This window comes from Cupriavidus pauculus, assembly GCF_008693385.1.
In the GTDB taxonomy this organism is placed as follows: domain Bacteria; phylum Pseudomonadota; class Gammaproteobacteria; order Burkholderiales; family Burkholderiaceae; genus Cupriavidus; species Cupriavidus pauculus_D.
In genome coordinates, this window is the sequence record NZ_CP044065.1 from 1,773,506 (window position 1) to 1,792,174 (window position 18,669).

The window sequence follows — 18,669 nt, forward strand, 5'->3', positions numbered from 1 at the left end:
TCGATGGCGCGACCGAATGCCGGAAAATTCGGACTCAGGCCGTGCCGTGGCGTTTGCGATAGTTCTCGAGGAAGCGGCCGACGCGGTTGATCGCCTCGCGCAGGTCTTCCTCGTGGGGCAGGAACACGATCCGGAAATGGTCCGGACGCTCCCAGTTGAAGCCCGTGCCCTGCACGAGCAGCACCTTGGATTCCTGCAGCAGTTCGTAGATGAACTCCTGATCGTCCTGGATCGGGTACATCTCCGGATCCAGCTTCGGGAACAGATACAGCGCGGCCTTCGGCTTGACGCAGGTCACGCCCGGAATGGCCGTGATCAGCGAATGCGCGAGATCGCGCTGCCGGCGCAGGCGGCCGCCTTCGGCCACCAGGTCGTTGATGCTCTGGTAGCCGCCGAGCGCGGTCTGGATCGCCCACTGCCCCGGCACGTTCGCGCACAGGCGCATGGACGACAGCATGTTGAGGCCCTCGATATAGTCGAGCGCCGGACGCTTGTCGCCGGACACCACCATCCAGCCGGCCCGATAGCCGCACGAGCGGTAGTTCTTCGACAGGCCGTTGAAGGTCACCGTCAGCACGTCGGTGGACAGCGAGCCGATCGACGTATGCGTCTGGCCGTCGTACAGCACCTTGTCGTAGATCTCGTCGGCGAAGATGATCAGCCCGTGCTCGCGCGCGATCACGACCACTTCCTCGAGCAATTCGTCCGAATACAGCGCGCCGGTCGGGTTGTTCGGGTTGATGATCACGATCGCCTTGGTGTTCGGCGTGATCTTGCGGCGGATGTCGTCGAGGTCAGGCATCCACTCGTTGGCCTCGTCGCACACATAGTGGACCGGCGTCCCGCCCGACAGGCTGACCGCGGCCGTCCACAACGGATAGTCGGGCGCGGGCACCAGCACCTCGTCGCCGCTGTTCAGCAGCGCGTTCATCGACATCACGATGAGTTCGGACGCGCCGTTGCCCACGTAAATGTCGTCCAGCCCCACGCCCTGGATCTTCTTTTCCTGCGTGTAGTGCATGATCGCCTTGCGCGCGGCGAAGATCCCCTTCGAATCCGAGTAGCCCGCCGAGTTCGGCAGGTTGCGCATCATGTCCTGCTGGATTTCTTCCGGCGCATCGAACCCGAACACGGCGAGGTTGCCGATGTTCAGCTTGATGATCTTGTGCCCTTCTTCTTCCATCTGCTTGGCCTTCTCGAGCACCGGACCACGGATGTCGTAGCAGACGTTCTGGAGCTTGTTCGATTTCTGGATGGGTTTCACGGCGGCGATGGGAATGTCGGCAGAGGCACCGCCGGGCGGACAGTGCGACGCGAACGTGGCAGACAGGTAGGCAAAAGCTATAATTTATCGGATTATGACAGACTTCTGTATGGATTCCTGCACTGCAACCGCCATATCGCGCGGTTGCGCGCACGATCCTGCCACGCGCCCTTGAAACTCCACGCCGACTCCCCCCAAAGCCTCAATACCGTGACCGCCTATGGCCCCGGCTATATCGAGATCAATGCGGTCCGCCACGAGCGGTCGCTGCTGGTCATGCCCGAAGGCGCGGTCGAGCCCTGGCCCGTCGATCGCTTCGAGGACCTTGCGCCCGAGCACTTCGAGGCCCTGCTCGACAAGGGCGCCGAAGTGGTGCTGCTGGGCACCGGCAACCGCCTGCGGTTTCCGCACCCGCGCCTGACCGCCGCCCTTGCGCGGCGCCGGATCGGGGTGGAAGCCATGGACATGCAGGCCGCATGCCGCACCTACAATATCCTCATGGCCGAGGGCCGCAAGGTCGCGGCAGTGCTGCTGCTGGATCCCGCTGGCGCCTGACCGCCACATTTTTTTGCCAAGTTGAGCCGGCGGCACGCTTGAAGTCCGGGGAGCCGCCCCAATCTGCACTCGCCATGGCGAGAGCCATCACCGACCTGGTGAACGCCAGACAAAGAGCCCAACAGGAGCCATCAGCATGACAGTGAGCCTCAACAAGGCCGTTCCCGACTTCCAGGCCCCCGCCACCGGCGGCGACTTCCGGCTGGCCGACCATCGCGGCAAGACCGTGGTGCTGTACTTCTACCCGAAGGACAATACGCCGGGATGCACCACGGAAGCGATGAACTTCCGCGACCAGTACGACGCCTTCGAGGCCGCCGGCGTATCCGTGTTCGGCATCTCCCGGGACAGCCTGAAGTCCCACGAGAACTTCAAGGCCAAGCTGGACCTGCCGTTCGAGCTGATCTCGGACAGCGACGAAGCCATCTGCAACACGTTCGACGTCATCAAGATGAAAAAGATGTATGGCAAGGACGTGCGCGGAATCGAGCGCAGCACTTTCATCGTCGACGGCAAGGGCGTCCTCCGCCACGAGATGCGCGGCATCAAGGTGCCGAACCACGTCGACGAGGTGCTCGACATCGTCAAGGGGATGTAAGCGCGGCACGCGCGCGACATCTCGACGATGTCATCGCGCGGGACGATTGCCAAACGGAAATCGTTCGGATACATTGGGCCGTAATGCGTTCCGATCACAGTTGCCACGCCGCTTCACCTGACTGGCCAAGGCGCCTAGCGCCAAGGGCCGGAGGCGGACCTGCCGTAACTATCCAGAGCACCATCGAAAGCATCATCACGCGTCGCCATCCGGGACACCTCGAAAGCCGCCCTACCTGTTATGCAGGCATGGCGGCTTTTTTGATGCCCTCATCATCCCCCGCCGTCGTCCCCTGAAAGGAAAGCCAAGCATGCCGCTGCCTACCATGCCCGCCAAGCCTGCCCAACTGCTGGACCCGAGCGAGTTCGCTCCGGTCACATTGCCCAAGGCCAAAGCCGCGACGCAGGGTAAAAAACCGGTGCCGGTGCTCGAGCGTGTGGCACTGCTCGAGACCGGCACAACGTCGAACGGCACTGACCCGGCAGCCGACACCGGGGCCCCCGCGACCCGTGGGCGCGCCGGCACGGCCACGCGCGCCCGCACGCCGGACGCACCGGTCGCGCCGCCCGCCACCATGGGTGCCGCACCGGTCAGCCTCGTCAAGCCGGCCGCCGGCCCGACGCGCCGCGCGCGCAAGCTGGAAGGCCCGAGCAAGCTGTTCGTGCTCGATACCAACGTGCTGATGCACGACCCCAGCTCGCTGTTCCGCTTCGAAGAGCACGACATCTATCTGCCGATGATGACGCTCGAGGAGCTGGACAACCACAAGAAGGGGATGAGCGAAGTCGCGCGTAACGCGCGGACCGTCAGCCGCACGCTCGACGCGCTGGTCGGCGGCACGGACGGCGTGCTCGACGAAGGGCTGCCGCTTGCCAAGCTTGGCAACCGCGACGCGCAGGGCAAGCTGTTCTTCCAGACCACGCTGAACGACATCAAGCTGCCCGAAGGCCTGCCGCAGGGCAAGGCCGACAACCAGATTCTCGGCGTGGTCAGCGCGCTGCAGCAGCAGCATCCCGAACGTCAGGTCGTGCTGGTGTCCAAGGACATCAACATGCGCATCAAGGCGCGTGCGCTCGGCCTGCCCGCGGAAGACTACTTCAACGACCAGGTCCTCGAAGACAAGGACCTGCTCTACGCGGGCGTCATGCAGCTGCCCAACGACTTCTGGGCGCGGCACGGCAAGGGCGTGGAGAGCTGGCAGGATCCGAAGTCGGGCGCGATGTTCTACCGCCTGACCGGCCCGCTGGTGCCGTCGTTCCTCGTCAACCAGTTCGTCTACCTCGAGCCGATGGACGGCAGCCTGCCGCTGTACGCGCAGGTCAAGGAGATCAACGGCAAGACCGCGCTGCTGCAGACCCTCAAGGACTACACGCACAACAAGAACAATGTGTGGAGCGTGACCGCGCGCAACCGCGAGCAGAACTTCGCGCTGAACCTGCTGATGAGCCCGGACATCGACTTCGTCACGCTGCTCGGCCAGGCCGGTACCGGCAAGACGCTGCTCGCGCTGGCCTCGGGCCTCGAGCAGGTGCTCGACCAGAAGCTGTACAACGAGATCATTGTCACGCGCGCGACCGTGCCCGTGGGCGAGGACATCGGCTTCCTGCCCGGCACGGAGGAAGAAAAGATGCAACCGTGGATGGGCGCGTTCGACGATAACCTCGAGGTCCTGCAGAAGAGCGACGACAGCGCCGGGGAATGGGGCCGCGCCGCCACGCAGGAACTCATCCGCTCGCGCATCAAGGTCAAGAGCATGAACTTCATGCGCGGCCGCACGTTCGTGAACAAGTTCGTGATCATCGACGAGGCGCAGAACCTGACGCCGAAGCAGATGAAGACGCTGGTCACGCGCGCGGGTCCCGGTACCAAGATCGTCTGCCTCGGCAATATCGCGCAGATCGATACCCCGTACCTGACGGAAGGGTCGTCCGGCCTGACCTACGTGGTGGATCGCTTCAAGGGATGGAGCCACAGCGGCCACGTCACGCTCGCGCGCGGCGAACGCTCGCGGCTGGCTGACCACGCGGCCGACGTGCTGTAACGCCGGGCTGTCCGGCAAACGGCGTAGGCCGTTTGCCGACAGCCAGACCGGTTCAATCCGGATAGGATGCCCAAGTGTAATCAGAAAGATTCCCGGGAGGCGTCGATGCACAAGCAAGAGCCGTTCAACCAGTATTTGCCTGGCAGCCGCACGCTGTTCTCGCGCAATGCGCGTTCGGCGCGGCGGCGCCGTATCGCCGTCGCGGCGGTGTTCGGCACCGTTGTGATATGCGCCCTGACCTGGCGTCCGGCCCGCGCGGCCGACGAAATGGTGATCCGCACGATGGGTCCGGTCAGCTACGTCTGCGGCGGCGTCGCCGAGGACGAACGCGCGAAACTGGCCGCTCAGGAGAAGAACTTCAATATGGGCATCCTGTTCACGCAGGGACCCACCGGCGAGTATCTGTCGGACGTCGACGTCAAGCTCACGATGGACGACGGCCAGCAGGTCGCCACGTTCAAGGCAGGTGGTCCACGCTGCCTCATACGTGCGCCCGAAGGCAGTTACAATATCGAGGCCAGTTACAAGGGTCAGCCCAAGACCCTGAAGATCAGTACCGGCACCCGCAACGCCCAACTGCGCTGGTAGCGCATTCGACGGCATCCGAGGCGTCGATGCGCGGCCGGCACCCGGAATGACGATGCCGCAGCGCCCGACGCCCTTTTCTTTCAGTTTCCGTCTGAGCTTCCCTCTCGGCAGCCGCCTGACCGTGCTTGGCATGGCGCTGCTGCTTGCCGCCTGCGCGGGCTCGCCGCCCAGCCGGCACGGCTCGACGCCGCCACGCGCGCCGGGCAAGCCCATGAACGACCCCAGCGTCGGCCTCGAGGAAATCTCGATCCAGGCCATGTCGCTGGTCGGCACGCCCTACCGCTACGGCGGCAACACCCCCGACTCCGGATTCGACTGCAGCGGCCTCGTGCGCTACGTGGTGCAGCGCGCGGCCAGCGTGACGCTGCCGCGCACGACCGAGCAGATGGGCACGCGCGGCACTTCACTGAACCGGAGCGAAGTCGCGTCCGGCGACCTCGTGTTCTTCAACACGACCGGCCGCGCCAATTCTCACGTGGGTATCTATGTGGGACAGAACCGCTTCGTGCACGCCCCGGCAACGGGGGGCACGGTACGGCTGGAGGATATGGGGAAGTCGTACTGGGCAACGCGCTACAACGGCGCGCGCCGTGTGGTGGCCGCGAACAGCCTCGGGGCACCGGAGCCGGCGCCGTCCTTCCAGCCAGCCCCGCCCGTACCGGCCGCGCCTTCGGTGCCGATCGAACCGGCGCCCGCCAATGACGACGGCGACGATCCGATCGCCGCATTCGCCAACAAACGCTGAGCGGCATCCGCGAGCGAATCGCGCAGGTTCAGCGGCGGGCGTATCCGGCCAGAGCGCGCAGAGCGTTCAGAGGATATGCTTGCCGACCCACCAGGCGATGGCGGCCATGAACGCCGACGCGGGAATGGTCAGCACCCACGCCCAGACGATATTGCCCGCCACGCCCCAGCGCACGGCCGACATCTTCTGCGCCGAACCGACGCCGACGATGGCGCCCGTGATGGTGTGGGTGGTGGACACCGGCACGCCCAGCGCCGAAGCGATAAACAGCGTCATCGCGCCACCGGTCTCCGCGCAGAAACCGCCGACGGGCTTCAGCTTGGTGATCTTCTGACCCATGGTCCGCACGATCCGCCAGCCGCCGAACAGCGTGCCCATGCCGATGGCCACGTAGCAGCTCACGATCACCCATGCCGGCGGCTCGCCACCGCCCGCGGCCACATGGCCGCTCGCGATCAGCAGCATCCAGATGATGCCGATGGTCTTCTGCGCGTCGTTGCCGCCATGGCCAAGGCTGTACAGCGATGCCGACACCAGCTGCAGCCGGCGGAACCAGCGGTCCACGCGCGACGGCGGCGTACGGAAGAACGTCCAGCCCACGATCACCATCATGATCGAGCCGAGCAGGAAACCCAGCAGCGGCGAGATCAGGATGAATGCCACGGTCTTCAGCAGACCGCCACCGACCAGCGCGCCCGTGCCCGACTTGGCCACCGCCGCGCCCACCAGGCCGCCGATCAGCGCGTGCGAGGACGACGAAGGAATGCCGTAGTACCAGGTAATCAGATTCCAGACGATGGCCCCGACCAGCGCGCCGAACACCACGTAATGGTCCACGACGTGGATGTCGATCGTGCCCGTGCCGACGGTGGCCGCCACCTTCAGATGGAAGATGAAGATCGCCACCACATTGCACATGGCCGCCATGGCCACCGCATGGTGCGGCTTGAGCACGCCCGTGGAGACGACCGTCGCAATCGAGTTGGCCGCGTCGTGGAAGCCGTTCATGAAGTCGAACAGCAACGCGAGCACGACCAGCAGGCCGATCACCCACAAGCTCATTTGAATGGTTTGCATGCGGTGCCGCGCCTTACGCGTTTTCCAGGACGATGCCTTCGATGATGTTGGCCACGTCCTCGCACTTGTCGGTGATCGACTCCAGCTGCTCGTAGATCGCCTTCAGCTTGATCAGGCGCTTGACGTCGGTTTCCTCGCGGAACAGCTTCGACATCGCGGAACGCATCACGCGATCGGCCTCGGACTCGAGCTGATCGATCTGCTGCGCGGTCTTGAGGATCGTGCTGGCATTGCCCATGTCCTCGAGCAGCGCCACGGCGATCTTGACCTGGTCGCAGCACTGTACGCAGATCGCCGCGAGGCGGCGCGCCTCGTCGGTGATATTGGTCACGTCGTACAGCGAGATCGTCTCGGCCACGTCTTCCATCAGGTCGAGGATGTCGTCCATCGTCGTGATGAGCTTGTGGATCTCGTCCCGGTCCAGCGGCGTGATGAACGTCTTGTGCAGCAGGTCCACGGTGTCGTGGGTGATGCGGTCCGCCTTCTTCTCGGTGGCCTGCACGCGGCGCGCATGGGCTTCGGCGTTGGGCAGGTCGTTGACCAGCGCCTCGAGCTCATGGGCTGCCGTGACGGCGCAGTCCGCGTGCTGGTTGAAGTATTCGAAGAACTTGCCCTCGGTGGGCATGAATCGACCGAACATGAAATGTCCTTGTGCGTGCGATGGCATGACAGCCGCGCGCGGGCGGCTGTCATAAAAACGCAATATTTTACAGGTTTGAGCGGATCAGGTGTCGCTCATTGATCGTTATCGAAGAACGCCGGACCGCCCGAGAAGTTGTCGAACTTCGTGAATTGCCCCAGGAACGTGAGGCGCACCGTTCCGATGGGACCGTTACGCTGCTTGCCGATAATGATCTCGGCCGTACCCTTGTCCTGCGAATCGGGGTTGTAGACCTCGTCCCGGTAAATAAACAGAATCACGTCCGCATCCTGTTCGATAGCGCCGGATTCGCGCAGGTCGGACATCACGGGACGCTTGTTCGGACGCTGTTCCAGGCTTCGGTTCAGCTGGGACAGCGCGATCACCGGACAATTCAGCTCCTTCGCGAGACCCTTGAGCGAACGCGAGATTTCCGAGATTTCGGTCGCGCGGTTCTCGCCGCCGCCCGAGCCCGACATCAGCTGGAGGTAGTCGATGATGATCAGTCCCAGCTGTCCGCACTGGCGCGCCAGCCGGCGCGAGCGCGCGCGCAACTCCATCGGGTTCAGCGCGGGCGTCTCGTCGATAAACAGCTGCGCGTCGTTCATGCGCTGGATCGCATGGGTCAGGCGCGGCCAGTCCTCGTCTAGCAGACGGCCCGTACGCAGCCGGTGCTGGTCCAGGCGGCCCACGGAACCGAGCATACGCATGGCCAGCTGCGTGCCGGCCATTTCCATCGAGAACACCGCCACCGGCAGGCCCTGCTCCACCGCCACGTGCTCGCCGATATTCAGCGAGAACGCGGTCTTGCCCATCGAGGGGCGGCCGGCCACGATGATCAGGTCGCCCGCCTGCATGCCGCTGGTCATGCGGTCCAGGTCGATGAAGCCCGTCGGCACCCCCGTCACATCGGACGTGGAATCGCGGTGATAGAGCTCGTCGATCCGCTCGACCACCTGCGTCAGCAGCGGCTGGATTTCCTGAAAACCCTGCTGCCCGCGCGAGCCCTCTTCCGCGATCGCAAAGACCTTCGACTCGGCTTCGTCGAGCAGTTCGCGGACCTCGCGCCCCTTCGGCGCGAACGCGGCGGACGCGATATCGTCGGCCACGGTCACGAGCTTGCGCAGCACCGACCGCTCGCGCACGATCTCCGCATAGCGCCGGATATTCGCGGCGCTGGGCGTGTTCTGCGCCAGCGAATTCAGATAGGCCAGGCCGCCGACTTCCTCGGCCTTGCCGGCCACCTGGAGCATCTCGTAGACCGTAATCACGTCCGCGGGCTTGGTCGCGGAGATCAGGCGCGCGATGCTCTGGAAGATGACGCGATGGTCGAAACGGTAGAAGTCGGATTCCGACAGGAAGTCCGCGATGCGGTCCCATGCGGCGTTGTCCAGCAGCAGGCCACCGAGCACCGATTGTTCGGCCTCGATCGAATGCGGAGGAACCTTGAGACTGTCGAGTTGGGGGTCTGCGGCGGGCGCGTTCATGGGGTGGGATTATAGCGGGCGAGCCCCGGGCGGGACCGGGACGCGCAAAACAAAAAAGGCAGGGGCGTGGCCCCTGCCTTTTTCATCGATCGGCCACGCGCGGGGCGCGGCCGAAAGCGACTGCGATCAGACGTGCTCGCCGAGCACCGACACGGTCACGTCCACCACCACATCGGTGTGCAGCGCGACGGTAACGGGGTGGTCGCCCACGACCTTCAGCGGGCCGTTCGGCAGACGCACTTGCGCCTTCTCGACCTTGAAGCCCTGGGTGCCCAGTGCTTCGGCGATGTCGGCGTTGGTGACCGAACCGAACAGACGGCCGTCCACACCCGACTTCTGGGTCAGTTGAACGGTCAGGCCGTTCAGCTTTTCGCCTTCGGCTTGCGCGGCGGCCAGCTTCTCGGCAGCGGCCTTTTCCAGCTCGGCGCGCTTGGCTTCGAATTCACCGATCGCGGTCTCGGTGGCGCGGCGCGCCTTCTTCGACGGGATCAGGAAGTTACGAGCGTAACCGTCCTTGACGCGAACGATGTCACCGAGGTTGCCCAGGTTGATGACTTTTTCCAGCAGAATGACTTGCATCGTGTATTTCTCCTTGCGGTCCTGGGGACGATCAGTTCTTGTGCAGATCGGTGTACGGCATCAGCGCGAGGAAACGCGCGCGCTTGATGGCCGTGTCGAGCTGACGCTGATAGTGCGCCTTGGTACCGGTCAGACGAGCCGGCGTGATCTTGCCGTTGTCGCCGATGAAGTCCTTCAGCGTGTCCAGATCCTTGTAGTCGATCTGCTCCACACCTGCCACGGTGAAGCGGCAGAAGCGCTTGCGCTTGAACAGCGGGTTCTGTTGCTGGAAGCGCTTCTTGTTCTTGTTGTCACGTTTGACGAATGCCATGATTCAATCCTTTTCGAATGCACTCTCTTCGAATGCCGTACATCCAATGATGTGAAAGACCAGCGTCTTGCTGTTGCGGTGCTTGCGCGCCAGGAACCCTTCGCAGTCGAGCAGCGTACCGAGCGCCATGCGCTCCAGTTGCCTGCCCACCGGGCCGATTCCCATCGCGGCGATCGCGAACTCCACCTGCCGCGGCGTTGCCGCTTCCACGACCTCGCCGGCATGCTGCAGGATGCAGTTGACGACGGGGACGCCGGCTGGCGTGTAGCGCAGGACGTCGCGTTCGACGAGCGTCGCGGATAACCGGATCTGGTTCACCGCGCCCGCCCTTCCGCTGGCACCGCAGTCCGCACTCAGGCGGCCTGGCCTTCCGTGGTCGTTTGCGCGGCCTTGCGGGCTTCTTCGCGCTGCACTTCCTTCATCATCGGCGAAGGAGCGGTTTCAGCCTTCTTGGTCTGCACGATCAGGTGACGCAGCACGGCGTCGTTGAACTTGAAGGCGTGCTCGAGCTCGGCCAGGGTTTCCTTGCCGCATTCGATGTTCAGGCAAACGTAATGAGCCTTGGCCAGCTTCTGGATCATGTAGGCCATCTGACGGCGGCCCCAGTCTTCCACGCGATGGATCTGGCCGTTTTGCGAAGTCACGAGCTGCTTGTAGCGCTCGATCATCGCCGGGACTTGTTCGCTCTGGTCCGGGTGGACGATAAAGACGATTTCGTAATGACGCATTGACGCTCCTTTTGGATGTAGCCACCCGGGCGTCACGTCCGGTGCGGCAAGGGTGGGTAGCCCGCGAGTATAGCCCGACCCTTGACATTCCTGCAAGGGCCACTTAATAAGCGGCCAGCCTCGCCTGGAGCCGCGCGGGATCGGCCCCAAGCGATGGATCGGCGGCCAGCAGCAACATCAACAATACGCGCGCCTTGTACGGATTGTGGTCCAGCGCCGAGGGGAACCCGCCGACGACCGCCCGCGCCGAAGCCGGCAAAGCCACGTGCCCGGCACCCGTACGCGACGCGCGCACCACGGCCACCTCTTCCATGGCGGCGTCGGCCAGTGCGCCGCCGAGCACCTCGTGCACGGAGCCATTGCCGGCCGCGGCCACCACGATGCCGCGCACGCCGGCCGCGACGAGCGCATCCACCATGAAGCGGCTCGGCGCCGCATAGCTCGCGACGATTTCCACGAGCGGCCAGTCCGACGGCACGGGCAGGTGCGCGACGGCCGGCAGCGGCGCGCGCGCGAAGCGGACATAGTCGTCCTGCACGAAGCCGAGCGGGCCGCAGGACGCGGAGACGAACGCGTTCACGGCCGAAGTGTGCGCCTTGGCCGCATCGCGCGCCGCGTGGATCTGCTGATTGATCACCACGAGCACGCCCTTCCCGCGCGCGTCCGCATGCGCGGCCACGCGCACGGCATCGAGCAGGTTGAGCGGCCCATCGGCCGACAGCGACGTCGAGGGGCGCATCGCCGCGGTCAATACCACCGGCACCGGGCAGGGCTGCGTCAGATGCAGGAACATCGCCGTCTCTTCCAGCGTGTCCGTGCCGTGCGTGATGACGATGCCGGCCACGTCGGGCTGCGCCGACCAGTGCGCGATGCGCGCCGCGAGCGTCGACCACAGCGCGAACGTCATGTCCTTGCTGTCGATCTGCGCCACCTGCTCCGCCTCCACGCGCGCGACGCGCGCAAGCGTGGGGACGGCCTGCAGCAGCGTGCCCACGGGCACGGTGGCGGCCTGGTAATGCGCGCTGCTGCCGGGATTGCCCGAGGCACCGGCGATGGTGCCGCCGGTAGCGAGGACGACGATGCGGGGGAGCGTATCGGACATGAGGGCGGAATCGCGTAGGGGAATCGAGGCCGCCGATTGTAGCGGGTGCGTGAACCCAACACTGCTGGCGTCATCCCGGAGGCGCGCGAAGATTGTGCTTGCACTTCATCCGATACTGTATAAAATCACAGCATACTGTTTAAACATACAGTGTCCAACGAAGAACACAGCGAAGAAGAAAGGACAAGGCAATCCGATGGCAACTCTGACTCCGCGGCAGCAGCAGATCTTCGACCTGATCCGCAATACGATTCGCGGCACCGGCTTTCCGCCGACGCGCGCCGAGATCGCAGCCGAGTTTGGCTTTTCGTCGCCCAATGCCGCGGAAGAGCATCTGCGCGCGCTGGCACGCAAAGGGGTCATCGAGCTGACGCCCGGCGCGTCGCGCGGCATTCGCCTCAAGGTGGCACGTAGCGACTCGGAGATGTCCGATCAGTTTTCGCTGCCAATGTCCGGTGTGCTGCAACTGACCCTGCCGCTCGTGGGACGCGTGGCCGCAGGCAGCCCGATTCTCGCGGCCGAGCATATCGATCGGCAATATCAGGTGGACGCGTCGGTGTTCGACGAACGCCCCGATTATCTGCTGCGTGTGCGCGGCCTCAGCATGCGCGATGCCGGCATTCTCGATGGGGATCTGCTCGCCGTGAAGCGTGCGAGCGAAGCGGCCAACGGCAAGATTGTCGTGGCGCGATTAGGGGAAGACGTCACCGTGAAGCGCCTGCAGCGGCGTGGCGGCACCATCGAACTGATCGCCGAGAATCCCGATTACCCGAATATCGTGGTCGAGTCCGGCCGCGAAGAGTTTTCCCTCGAGGGCATTGCCGTGGGCCTGATCCGATCTTCCGGATTCTGACCGCAGCTTCAGCGCCCTCAGTCACAGCTGTATTTGCATCGTTGTTTTGCCCTGTCGCCCCGTTCTGCCGAACGATGGGCGCGGACCCTTGCTGTCTCAAAATCACGAGGTGTAGCCATGCCGCAAATCAATACCATCGCCGCTCGTCGCCCGGTCAAGCCGGTGCCGTTTCGGCAAACCAAGGGCGTTCGCGTCTATCAGGGCGCGCAGCGTCGCACGATGGTGGGTAGCATGGCGGCCATCTGCCGAATGCTCGAGCTGGACGACCTGCCAGCCAAGCTGGCGGCCTGAAACGCGATTTCGTGCGCCGCACTGCACAATTTTTTTGTAAAAAATGCAGTTGCAGTCTCACAACGTGTAACTTAAGAAAACACTTAACACGGTGCTGGGTGTGATTTAATTCTCTGTAAGTGTGTTGCTAATGTGATGTTTAGGGCATCAAACCCAAGACGAAACCAGGCGCGCACATTCTCGCGCGGCTGCGCAGAACCGGACCTTGACGACCCCGCCGAGTGCCGGTTTTTTTTCGCCTCCGTACCGCGCGATGTCAGGTCATGCCCGTCATATTGCCCTGGAGGCGGTCCCGCAGCTTGCGCGAGAAGCGCAGCGCCTTGCTCAGGCCCATCGAGAAGCCGGGGTCGTAGTAATGAATCAGCAGCGACCGCCGCTGCCCGTCTTCCACATGCAGGTTCGCGTGCTTGAGCGCGAAGCCGTTGAACACATAGACGCTGCCCGGCTCCACGCTGATTCGCTCGCAGTTGCCGCGGCGCAGGTCGTACAGCGTCAGCTGCTTGCGAAACTCGAACGGCATGTTCCGATGGACGCCATGCCGGATCTTGCAGAACACGTTGTCGAGCGTGGACACGCGCTGCCGGGTCTTGCCGTACGTAACCAGGTCCCCGTTGAAGAACGAGTCCGGCGCGGCCAGTTGCAGGGGAACAAGCAATGTGAGCAGATGCGAGTCGAAATGGCGGCAGTGCCCGTCCCGGCTGTTGTCGCGGCTCACGCAGCGCAGTACGTGATGCGGGCGTTCTTCGATCGGCTTCTGGCTCATCTTGCGCGCGAACCGAAGCGTGGTCGCGCAGACCATCTCCTCCATCTGCCGGAACGCATCGACCTTGCGCAGTATCTCCGCCACCGAGCGCGGCTCCACGCGCGTCGGTTCGGGCCCGAACGACGCATCGATCGCGGCATTGATCTCACCCAACACGCTGGCCGGAATCACTTCCCGAAACGTTTTCAGCGATGCGTACTCCTCATACCCCATTGGTGTGTTCACGATATGTCTCGTTTGTTAGAGGGGGAAAACGCGTTTATTACAAATCTGAAATCTACGGAATCGTAGGTAAATGGGAATCCCTCCGTCGTAACGTTTGGTGTGCTGCCGCACATTGTTCGGAAACGACTGCCCTTATGCGCTGTAGGACCAAAGCCGATACCGCCCGGACCCGGGCAAGCGCGAGACTGTGGCTGTCGATAACGAACGGGAGACGCACCATGGCCGCAAACGTCCATGTGGTACCCACGGAACGCAATGGCTGGGCGGTAGAGGTAGAAGGCACGGACGGTGCGACCTCGCACTACCCGTCGCAGGAAGAGGCAATTGCCGCCGGCACCGAGAAAGCAAAACTCGACAAGGTCGAGCTATTTATTCACGACAGGAATGGCAAGATCCGCGAGCGAAATTCGTTCGGCCATGATCCGCGAGACATCAAGGGCTGACGGAACGCCTCGGGCCACGGAGACGATCTGCTCTTTGATCCGACGCGATGCAGAAACAAAAACAGCCGCTTAAATAAGCGGCTGTTTTTTTGCGGAATTCTTTTGGGGTGGCTGATGGGACTCGAACCCACGACGACAGGAATCACAATCCTGGACTCTACCAACTGAGCTACAGCCACCGTCGAACTTTGTACTGCGTTTTCTTCGCTGCTCAGCTGTTGCTCGATCAGCGAAGAACGAGATTCTACAAGGATCTTGAGGCGATGGCTAGTACTCCGCACAAAAAATTTTGAGGACCCTCAACCGCCCTGCCACTTGGCCTCGAGCAGCACGGCCTCCTTGATCGCCGCGATGGTTTCGTCTTCGGTTTCGAACAGGCCGAGCAGCCGCTTGGACTTGCCGTTGAGCACGTCCTGTTGCAATGCTTTGCCGGCGGCCTCGGACGTGCCGCGGTGCCAGCAATAGCGAGCGGTCCACTTGCCGTCCTGGAGTTGCTCCGCCACCCAAATCAGGCGGTAGCCTTCGAATACGATGCCGAACGAAAGGTCCTCGTCCATTTCCTACGCCCTTCTTGGTTTTTCATGACCTCCATCTGCCGTCTGACGCGGCATTTGCCCGGATCGTAACATGCCTGATGCACCGCACAGTGGAATTGGTCAATTCAAGCGGCGGTCTGAAAATGGCTACCGCGAATCCGCAAAATTCTAACGCCGTCGCCCCTACCAATGCAGGGTTCAAGGGAGAGTGCGACGTGCGAGATACTTCGTTCTGAGGGACATTGACCCCCCTCGACATTCCCGTCAGGCGACCTTCTCAGAAGCGTCGCCTGCTTTTTTCCCGGGAATTCCCAGCACGAATCTTCGTTCGCGGAAAAAAAAAAGAGCCCGCCGCAGCGGACTCTGAATTTAAGCGATCTCAATTGCCCTGAAGGCCTACTCAATGTAGCCGCAAGGCGCGCCCTCCACCATTCGGGTAAACGGAAAGTGCGCGTCGCCAATCGGGAAATCGTGAAAAAAAGAAGCCCGCACGCGGCGGGCCAATAATCAGTTGAAGAAAGCCCTGTATTCGAGGGCACACTCAGTTTAAGAACTTGTGACGGCCATGGCGAATTAGGGGAATCCCTTTGCTGGCGCGGCTTTGCGGCTGTTGAGACGCTCAAAGCGACGCCCGGCCTACCTTTCCAGCACGATCGTTCGAATTTAGAATCTTTCCTCGATTTCACGCGACCCATGGTTGGCCGCACGAAGAGGATCAGGCAGCTTCCAGCAGATCCGGCCGCAGGTGCGAGCGCGCTTCCTCGAACAACGCGACGACCTCCTGGCGCGTGCGCGCGGCGTTCATCCGGCGCGCATCCGACAGCACGCGCCGCCAGCCTCGCCCGCCATGAATTCCGCGATGCAGCCCGAGCATATGCCGCGTGGCGGCACCCATGTAACCGCCCCGCTCCACGATACCCACCACGTACTCCTGCATGGCCAGCTCGACGTCGAGCCGCGTCCGGACCGGGGTATCGGCGCCATAGAACCGCTGATCCATCTCGGCGAGGAAGTACGGCTGGTGATAGGCCTCGCGCCCGATCATCACGCCATCCACATGCGCGAGATGCGCCGCGACTTCGTCGTACGTGACGATGCCGCCGTTGATCAGGATCTCGAGCTGCGGAAATTCCCGCTTGAGTTCGTAGGCCACCTCGTAGCGCAATGGCGGAATCTCGCGATTCTCCTTCGGGCTCAGGCCCTTCAGGATGGCATTGCGCGCATGGACGATAAACGTCTCGCAACCGGCTTCGGCGATGGTACCGACGAAGTCCCGCACAAAGCCGTAATGCTCGATCGTGTCGATGCCGATACGATGCTTGACGGTCACGGGCACCGACACCGCATCGCGCATCGCCTTCACGCAATCGGCCACAAGCTGCGGCTCTGCCATCAGGCAGGCACCGAACGCCCCGCGCTGCACGCGCTCCGACGGACACCCGCAGTTGAGGTTGATCTCCGCATAGCCCCACTGCTCGCCGAGCTTCGCGGCCTGCGCAAGATCGGCCGGCTCGCTGCCGCCAAGCTGGAGCGCCACCGGCTGTTCGACCGCATTGAAGTCGAGATGCCGCGCCACATCGCCATGCAGCAGCGCACCCGTGGTCACCATCTCCGTATAGAGCCAGGTGTGCTGGGTCAACGCGCGGTGGAACGTGCGGCAATGGCGATCGGTCCAGTCCATCATGGGAGCGACCGAAATGCGGCGGGGATTGACTGTCATGTGCGGCGGTGTGGCGGGTTCCGCACGGCATGGCGGAAAGCCAGACAGTATAGGCCATGACGCCCCGCAAAGCAGAAAGGCGTCCCGTGCGGGACGCCTCTCCGAGTCTTCTCCACCTTGCAATGTGATCAGTGCATGAACAGCCAGATGAGCACGAGAACGAAGGCCGGAACGCCAAGCAGCCAGGCGAGGATATAAGGCATGATCTGCTCCTTTTCTGTCGTGAAGGTCATGTGAACCCGGTGACTTCACTATAGAAAGACGCATGCCTCGCGGATGTCGGGTCCCGCCCGCAACCGCATGTAGGACAGGACTGACCCGGCGTTCCAAACGGGGCCGTCACATGCCCGTGCCTCAGCGCGGCGCGGTGCGCTCGATCCAGGTGGCGAAGGTCGTCAGGTACTTCTCGAGGAAGCCACGCGTGCCTTCGTTGGCGATACCGCCCTTGTCGTCGAACAGCTTGTCCGCACCGCCGATATAGGCCTCGGGCTGCTGCAGCACGGGGATATTCAGGAACACCAGCGACTGGCGCAGGTGGTGGTTGGCGCCGAACCCGCCGATGGCGCCCGGCGACACGCTGATGACGCCGCCCGGCTTGCCGTCCCACGCGCTCTTGCCATACGGGCGCGAACCGATATCGATCGCGTTCTTGAGCACGCCCGGCACCGAGCGGTTGTATTCGGGCGTGATAAACAGCACCGCATCGCTTGCGCGAATGCGATCGCGGAACGCCTGCCATTCGGCCGGCGGCGTATCGGTGTCGTCGTCCTGGTTGTAGTGCGACAGCTGGCCGATCTCGACGATCTCGAGCTTCAGCTGCGCGGGCGCCAGCGCGGCAAGCGCGTGCGCGAGCTTACGGTTCAGTGACTCCTTGCGCAGACTACCCACCACTACGGCAACTTTACGCGGATTGCTCATTGCGATTCCTCTCTTGGTTAAGGACGGGACGGGGGTGACAAACGAAATCAGCGCCCGAGTGCGGCCAGCGGATGATCCTCGCGGCGCCACGGACTGTCGAAGAACGCGCGCACGCGCGCGGCGGACACGTCGTCGAGTCGCGACGGGTTCCAGCGCGGCTGGTGATCCTTGTCGATGGCGAGCGCGCGGATACCTTCCACGCCGTCGCCCCTTGCAAAGACCTCATGCATCATGCCGAGCTCCATGCGCAGTTCGTCCTCGAGCGACATGTCGCGCGCGCGGCGAATCTGCTCGAGCGTCACGCAGAGCATGAGCGGCGAACGGCTGCGCAGCATCGCGGCCGTCTGCGCGGCCCAGTCGGCCGGCACATCCTTCGGCGCATCGCTCACGGCCTGGACGATCGCCTCGACCGTGGCGCCCGCGAACAATCGATCGATGGGATCGTACAGCTTCGCCAGCTGGCTGTCGCGCGGCTGGCATGCATCGGCGTGCGAAAGCGCAAAGGCGTCGACATGGGCCAGCACCGCGTCGCCGGACGCGAACGTGGTGTTGTGAAGCGAGGCCACGAGCTCGGCCAGCGCATTGGCCGGCAGATACAGATCGGCGAGGCCCGCATAGAGCGCGTCGGCCGCGTGGATCACGACGCCGGTCAGCCCGAGGTACTCGCCGAGCCGGCCCGGCGTGCGCGCGAGGAACCAGCCGCCGCCCACGTCGGGGAACAGGCCGATATTGGTCTCGGGCATCGCCATCTTCGTGCGATCGGTCACGATGCGCCGGCGCGCGCCCTGCGAGATCCCCATGCCGCCGCCCATCACCACGCCATCCATCAGGGCGATATAGGGCTTCGGGTACCGGTGGATCCGGTAGTTGAGCGCGTACTCCTCGACGAAGAACTGCTGCAGCAGCGGATCGCCCTCGTGATAGGCACGATGGAACCAGCGGATATCGCCGCCCGCGCTGAAGGCCTTGCCGCCGGCACCGGCGACGACCACGGCCGCCACGGCGGGATCGGCCGCCCATCGGTCCAGCGCATCGGTCACCGCGCGAATCATTTCCAGCGACAGCGCATTGAGGGCCTGAGGCCGTTGCAATGTCAGGTATCCGACACCGCCCTGCACCGTCGTGGTCACAAACTCCGTCATCTGTCTCTGCTCCTTTTGCTCTCTTTCGTATGTCCCGCAGATTCTACGCCAGCCCTCGTATGGA

Annotated in this window: 22 protein-coding genes and 1 tRNA gene; 8 read left to right on the forward strand and 15 right to left on the reverse strand. The window is 63.5% G+C overall.

Annotated elements, in window-relative coordinates; genetic code table 11:
* Positions 1-34: 34 nt before the first annotated feature.
* Positions 35-1,264, reverse strand: coding sequence for a pyridoxal phosphate-dependent aminotransferase (locus tag FOB72_RS08060; RefSeq protein ID WP_150372048.1), 1,230 nt, complete (start codon positions 1,262-1,264; stop codon positions 35-37).
* A 171-nt stretch (positions 1,265-1,435) separates the two neighbouring features.
* Here FOB72_RS08060 and FOB72_RS08065 point away from each other — a divergent pair, with 171 nt between their 5' ends.
* The 5 genes from FOB72_RS08065 to FOB72_RS08085 all read left to right on the forward strand — a co-directional run bounded on the left by FOB72_RS08065 (position 1,436) and on the right by FOB72_RS08085 (position 5,791).
* On the forward strand, positions 1,436-1,819 hold the full coding sequence (locus FOB72_RS08065; RefSeq protein ID WP_150372049.1) for an Mth938-like domain-containing protein: 384 nt from the start codon (positions 1,436-1,438) through the stop codon (positions 1,817-1,819).
* Between the two features lie 136 nt (positions 1,820-1,955).
* Positions 1,956-2,417: a peroxiredoxin gene (locus tag FOB72_RS08070; protein WP_150372050.1), complete on the forward strand. Its 462-nt coding sequence runs from the start codon at positions 1,956-1,958 to the stop codon at positions 2,415-2,417.
* A gap of 310 nt (positions 2,418-2,727) precedes the next feature.
* Positions 2,728-4,458 carry a PhoH family protein gene (locus FOB72_RS08075; RefSeq protein ID WP_150372051.1) on the forward strand — a complete coding sequence of 577 codons (1,731 nt, stop codon included), beginning with the start codon at positions 2,728-2,730 and terminating at the stop codon, positions 4,456-4,458.
* 105 nt (positions 4,459-4,563) lie between these two features.
* Positions 4,564-5,046 carry a hypothetical protein gene (locus FOB72_RS08080; protein ID WP_150372052.1) on the forward strand — a complete coding sequence of 161 codons (483 nt, stop codon included), beginning with the start codon at positions 4,564-4,566 and terminating at the stop codon, positions 5,044-5,046.
* 130 nt (positions 5,047-5,176) lie between these two features.
* A complete protein-coding gene (locus FOB72_RS08085; RefSeq protein WP_342050017.1) occupies positions 5,177-5,791 on the forward strand; it encodes a C40 family peptidase in 615 nt (204 codons plus the stop codon).
* A gap of 66 nt (positions 5,792-5,857) precedes the next feature.
* Here FOB72_RS08085 and FOB72_RS08090 read toward each other — a convergent pair whose 3' ends face one another.
* From FOB72_RS08090 to FOB72_RS08125, 8 genes are all read right to left on the reverse strand, one after another.
* Positions 5,858-6,868 (reverse strand): inorganic phosphate transporter, encoded by a 1,011-nt coding sequence (locus tag FOB72_RS08090; protein WP_150372054.1) that lies wholly within the window; start codon positions 6,866-6,868, stop codon positions 5,858-5,860.
* Positions 6,869-6,881: 13 nt separating this feature from the next.
* The gene (locus FOB72_RS08095; RefSeq protein WP_150372055.1) at positions 6,882-7,508 is read right to left on the reverse strand and encodes a DUF47 domain-containing protein; all 627 of its coding nucleotides are present in this window, start codon (positions 7,506-7,508) and stop codon (positions 6,882-6,884) included.
* Between the two features lie 95 nt (positions 7,509-7,603).
* Positions 7,604-8,995 carry a replicative DNA helicase gene (locus FOB72_RS08100; RefSeq protein WP_150372056.1) on the reverse strand — a complete coding sequence of 464 codons (1,392 nt, stop codon included), beginning with the start codon at positions 8,993-8,995 and terminating at the stop codon, positions 7,604-7,606.
* A 126-nt stretch (positions 8,996-9,121) separates the two neighbouring features.
* Complete coding sequence (gene rplI, locus FOB72_RS08105; RefSeq protein ID WP_150372057.1) at positions 9,122-9,574, reverse strand: 50S ribosomal protein L9; 453 nt, start codon at positions 9,572-9,574, stop codon at positions 9,122-9,124.
* Between the two features lie 31 nt (positions 9,575-9,605).
* Positions 9,606-9,884, reverse strand: a complete 279-nt coding sequence (rpsR, locus tag FOB72_RS08110; protein WP_006163606.1) for a 30S ribosomal protein S18 — start codon at positions 9,882-9,884, stop codon at positions 9,606-9,608.
* A gap of 3 nt (positions 9,885-9,887) precedes the next feature.
* Positions 9,888-10,202 (reverse strand): primosomal replication protein N, encoded by a 315-nt coding sequence (priB, locus tag FOB72_RS08115; protein WP_150372058.1) that lies wholly within the window; start codon positions 10,200-10,202, stop codon positions 9,888-9,890.
* 35 nt (positions 10,203-10,237) lie between these two features.
* The gene (rpsF, locus tag FOB72_RS08120; RefSeq protein ID WP_150372059.1) at positions 10,238-10,612 is read right to left on the reverse strand and encodes a 30S ribosomal protein S6; all 375 of its coding nucleotides are present in this window, start codon (positions 10,610-10,612) and stop codon (positions 10,238-10,240) included.
* A 103-nt stretch (positions 10,613-10,715) separates the two neighbouring features.
* Positions 10,716-11,714, reverse strand: coding sequence for an asparaginase (locus tag FOB72_RS08125; RefSeq protein WP_150372060.1), 999 nt, complete (start codon positions 11,712-11,714; stop codon positions 10,716-10,718).
* 196 nt (positions 11,715-11,910) lie between these two features.
* Here FOB72_RS08125 and lexA point away from each other — a divergent pair, with 196 nt between their 5' ends.
* Both lexA and FOB72_RS32155 read left to right on the forward strand, forming a co-directional pair.
* Positions 11,911-12,567, forward strand: a complete 657-nt coding sequence (gene lexA, locus FOB72_RS08130; RefSeq protein WP_150372061.1) for a transcriptional repressor LexA — start codon at positions 11,911-11,913, stop codon at positions 12,565-12,567.
* A gap of 117 nt (positions 12,568-12,684) precedes the next feature.
* The gene (locus FOB72_RS32155; RefSeq protein ID WP_191002218.1) at positions 12,685-12,858 is read left to right on the forward strand and encodes a hypothetical protein; all 174 of its coding nucleotides are present in this window, start codon (positions 12,685-12,687) and stop codon (positions 12,856-12,858) included.
* A gap of 256 nt (positions 12,859-13,114) precedes the next feature.
* On the opposite strand, the gene FOB72_RS08135 is transcribed toward FOB72_RS32155, so the two are convergent.
* The gene (locus FOB72_RS08135) at positions 13,115-13,846 is read right to left on the reverse strand and encodes a hypothetical protein (protein WP_223851463.1); all 732 of its coding nucleotides are present in this window, start codon (positions 13,844-13,846) and stop codon (positions 13,115-13,117) included.
* Positions 13,847-14,064: 218 nt separating this feature from the next.
* Between FOB72_RS08135 and FOB72_RS08140 the strand changes: the two genes are divergently transcribed.
* Positions 14,065-14,289, forward strand: a complete 225-nt coding sequence (locus tag FOB72_RS08140; protein WP_150372062.1) for a DUF2188 domain-containing protein — start codon at positions 14,065-14,067, stop codon at positions 14,287-14,289.
* 103 nt (positions 14,290-14,392) lie between these two features.
* Here the strand turns inward: FOB72_RS08140 and FOB72_RS08145 are convergent.
* The 5 genes from FOB72_RS08145 to FOB72_RS08165 form a co-directional block, all read right to left on the reverse strand.
* Positions 14,393-14,468, reverse strand: a tRNA-His gene (locus FOB72_RS08145).
* A 120-nt stretch (positions 14,469-14,588) separates the two neighbouring features.
* A complete protein-coding gene (locus FOB72_RS08150) occupies positions 14,589-14,846 on the reverse strand; it encodes a hypothetical protein (RefSeq protein ID WP_150372063.1) in 258 nt (85 codons plus the stop codon).
* A gap of 694 nt (positions 14,847-15,540) precedes the next feature.
* On the reverse strand, positions 15,541-16,545 hold the full coding sequence (gene dusA / locus FOB72_RS08155) for a tRNA dihydrouridine(20/20a) synthase DusA (RefSeq protein ID WP_150372064.1): 1,005 nt from the start codon (positions 16,543-16,545) through the stop codon (positions 15,541-15,543).
* Between the two features lie 354 nt (positions 16,546-16,899).
* Positions 16,900-17,463, reverse strand: a complete 564-nt coding sequence (locus tag FOB72_RS08160) for an NADPH-dependent FMN reductase (protein WP_150372065.1) — start codon at positions 17,461-17,463, stop codon at positions 16,900-16,902.
* Positions 17,464-17,510: 47 nt separating this feature from the next.
* Positions 17,511-18,605 (reverse strand): enoyl-CoA hydratase/isomerase family protein, encoded by a 1,095-nt coding sequence (locus tag FOB72_RS08165; RefSeq protein ID WP_150372066.1) that lies wholly within the window; start codon positions 18,603-18,605, stop codon positions 17,511-17,513.
* Between the last annotated feature and the right edge of the window lie 64 nt (positions 18,606-18,669).

Bases quoted from the DNA above. Each gene is read 5' to 3' on its own strand.
- FOB72_RS08070 (WP_150372050.1), top strand. From the start codon at position 1,956: ATGACAGTGAGCCTCAACAAGGCCGTTCCCGACTTCCAGGCCCCCGCC.
- FOB72_RS08075 (WP_150372051.1), top strand. From the start codon at position 2,728: ATGCCGCTGCCTACCATGCCCGCCAAGCCTGCCCAACTGCTGGACCCG.
- FOB72_RS08080 (WP_150372052.1), top strand. From the start codon at position 4,564: ATGCACAAGCAAGAGCCGTTCAACCAGTATTTGCCTGGCAGCCGCACG.
- FOB72_RS08085 (WP_342050017.1), top strand. From the start codon at position 5,177: ATGGCGCTGCTGCTTGCCGCCTGCGCGGGCTCGCCGCCCAGCCGGCAC.
- FOB72_RS08090 (WP_150372054.1), bottom strand. From the start codon at position 6,868: ATGCAAACCATTCAAATGAGCTTGTGGGTGATCGGCCTGCTGGTCGTG.
- FOB72_RS08095 (WP_150372055.1), bottom strand. From the start codon at position 7,508: ATGTTCGGTCGATTCATGCCCACCGAGGGCAAGTTCTTCGAATACTTC.
- FOB72_RS08100 (WP_150372056.1), bottom strand. From the start codon at position 8,995: ATGAACGCGCCCGCCGCAGACCCCCAACTCGACAGTCTCAAGGTTCCT.
- rplI (WP_150372057.1), bottom strand. From the start codon at position 9,574: ATGCAAGTCATTCTGCTGGAAAAAGTCATCAACCTGGGCAACCTCGGT.
- rpsR (WP_006163606.1), bottom strand. From the start codon at position 9,884: ATGGCATTCGTCAAACGTGACAACAAGAACAAGAAGCGCTTCCAGCAA.
- rpsF (WP_150372059.1), bottom strand. From the start codon at position 10,612: ATGCGTCATTACGAAATCGTCTTTATCGTCCACCCGGACCAGAGCGAA.
- FOB72_RS08125 (WP_150372060.1), bottom strand. From the start codon at position 11,714: ATGTCCGATACGCTCCCCCGCATCGTCGTCCTCGCTACCGGCGGCACC.
- lexA (WP_150372061.1), top strand. From the start codon at position 11,911: ATGGCAACTCTGACTCCGCGGCAGCAGCAGATCTTCGACCTGATCCGC.
- FOB72_RS32155 (WP_191002218.1), top strand. From the start codon at position 12,685: ATGCCGCAAATCAATACCATCGCCGCTCGTCGCCCGGTCAAGCCGGTG.
- FOB72_RS08140 (WP_150372062.1), top strand. From the start codon at position 14,065: ATGGCCGCAAACGTCCATGTGGTACCCACGGAACGCAATGGCTGGGCG.
- FOB72_RS08150 (WP_150372063.1), bottom strand. From the start codon at position 14,846: ATGGACGAGGACCTTTCGTTCGGCATCGTATTCGAAGGCTACCGCCTG.
- dusA (WP_150372064.1), bottom strand. From the start codon at position 16,545: ATGACAGTCAATCCCCGCCGCATTTCGGTCGCTCCCATGATGGACTGG.
- FOB72_RS08160 (WP_150372065.1), bottom strand. From the start codon at position 17,463: ATGAGCAATCCGCGTAAAGTTGCCGTAGTGGTGGGTAGTCTGCGCAAG.
- FOB72_RS08165 (WP_150372066.1), bottom strand. From the start codon at position 18,605: ATGACGGAGTTTGTGACCACGACGGTGCAGGGCGGTGTCGGATACCTG.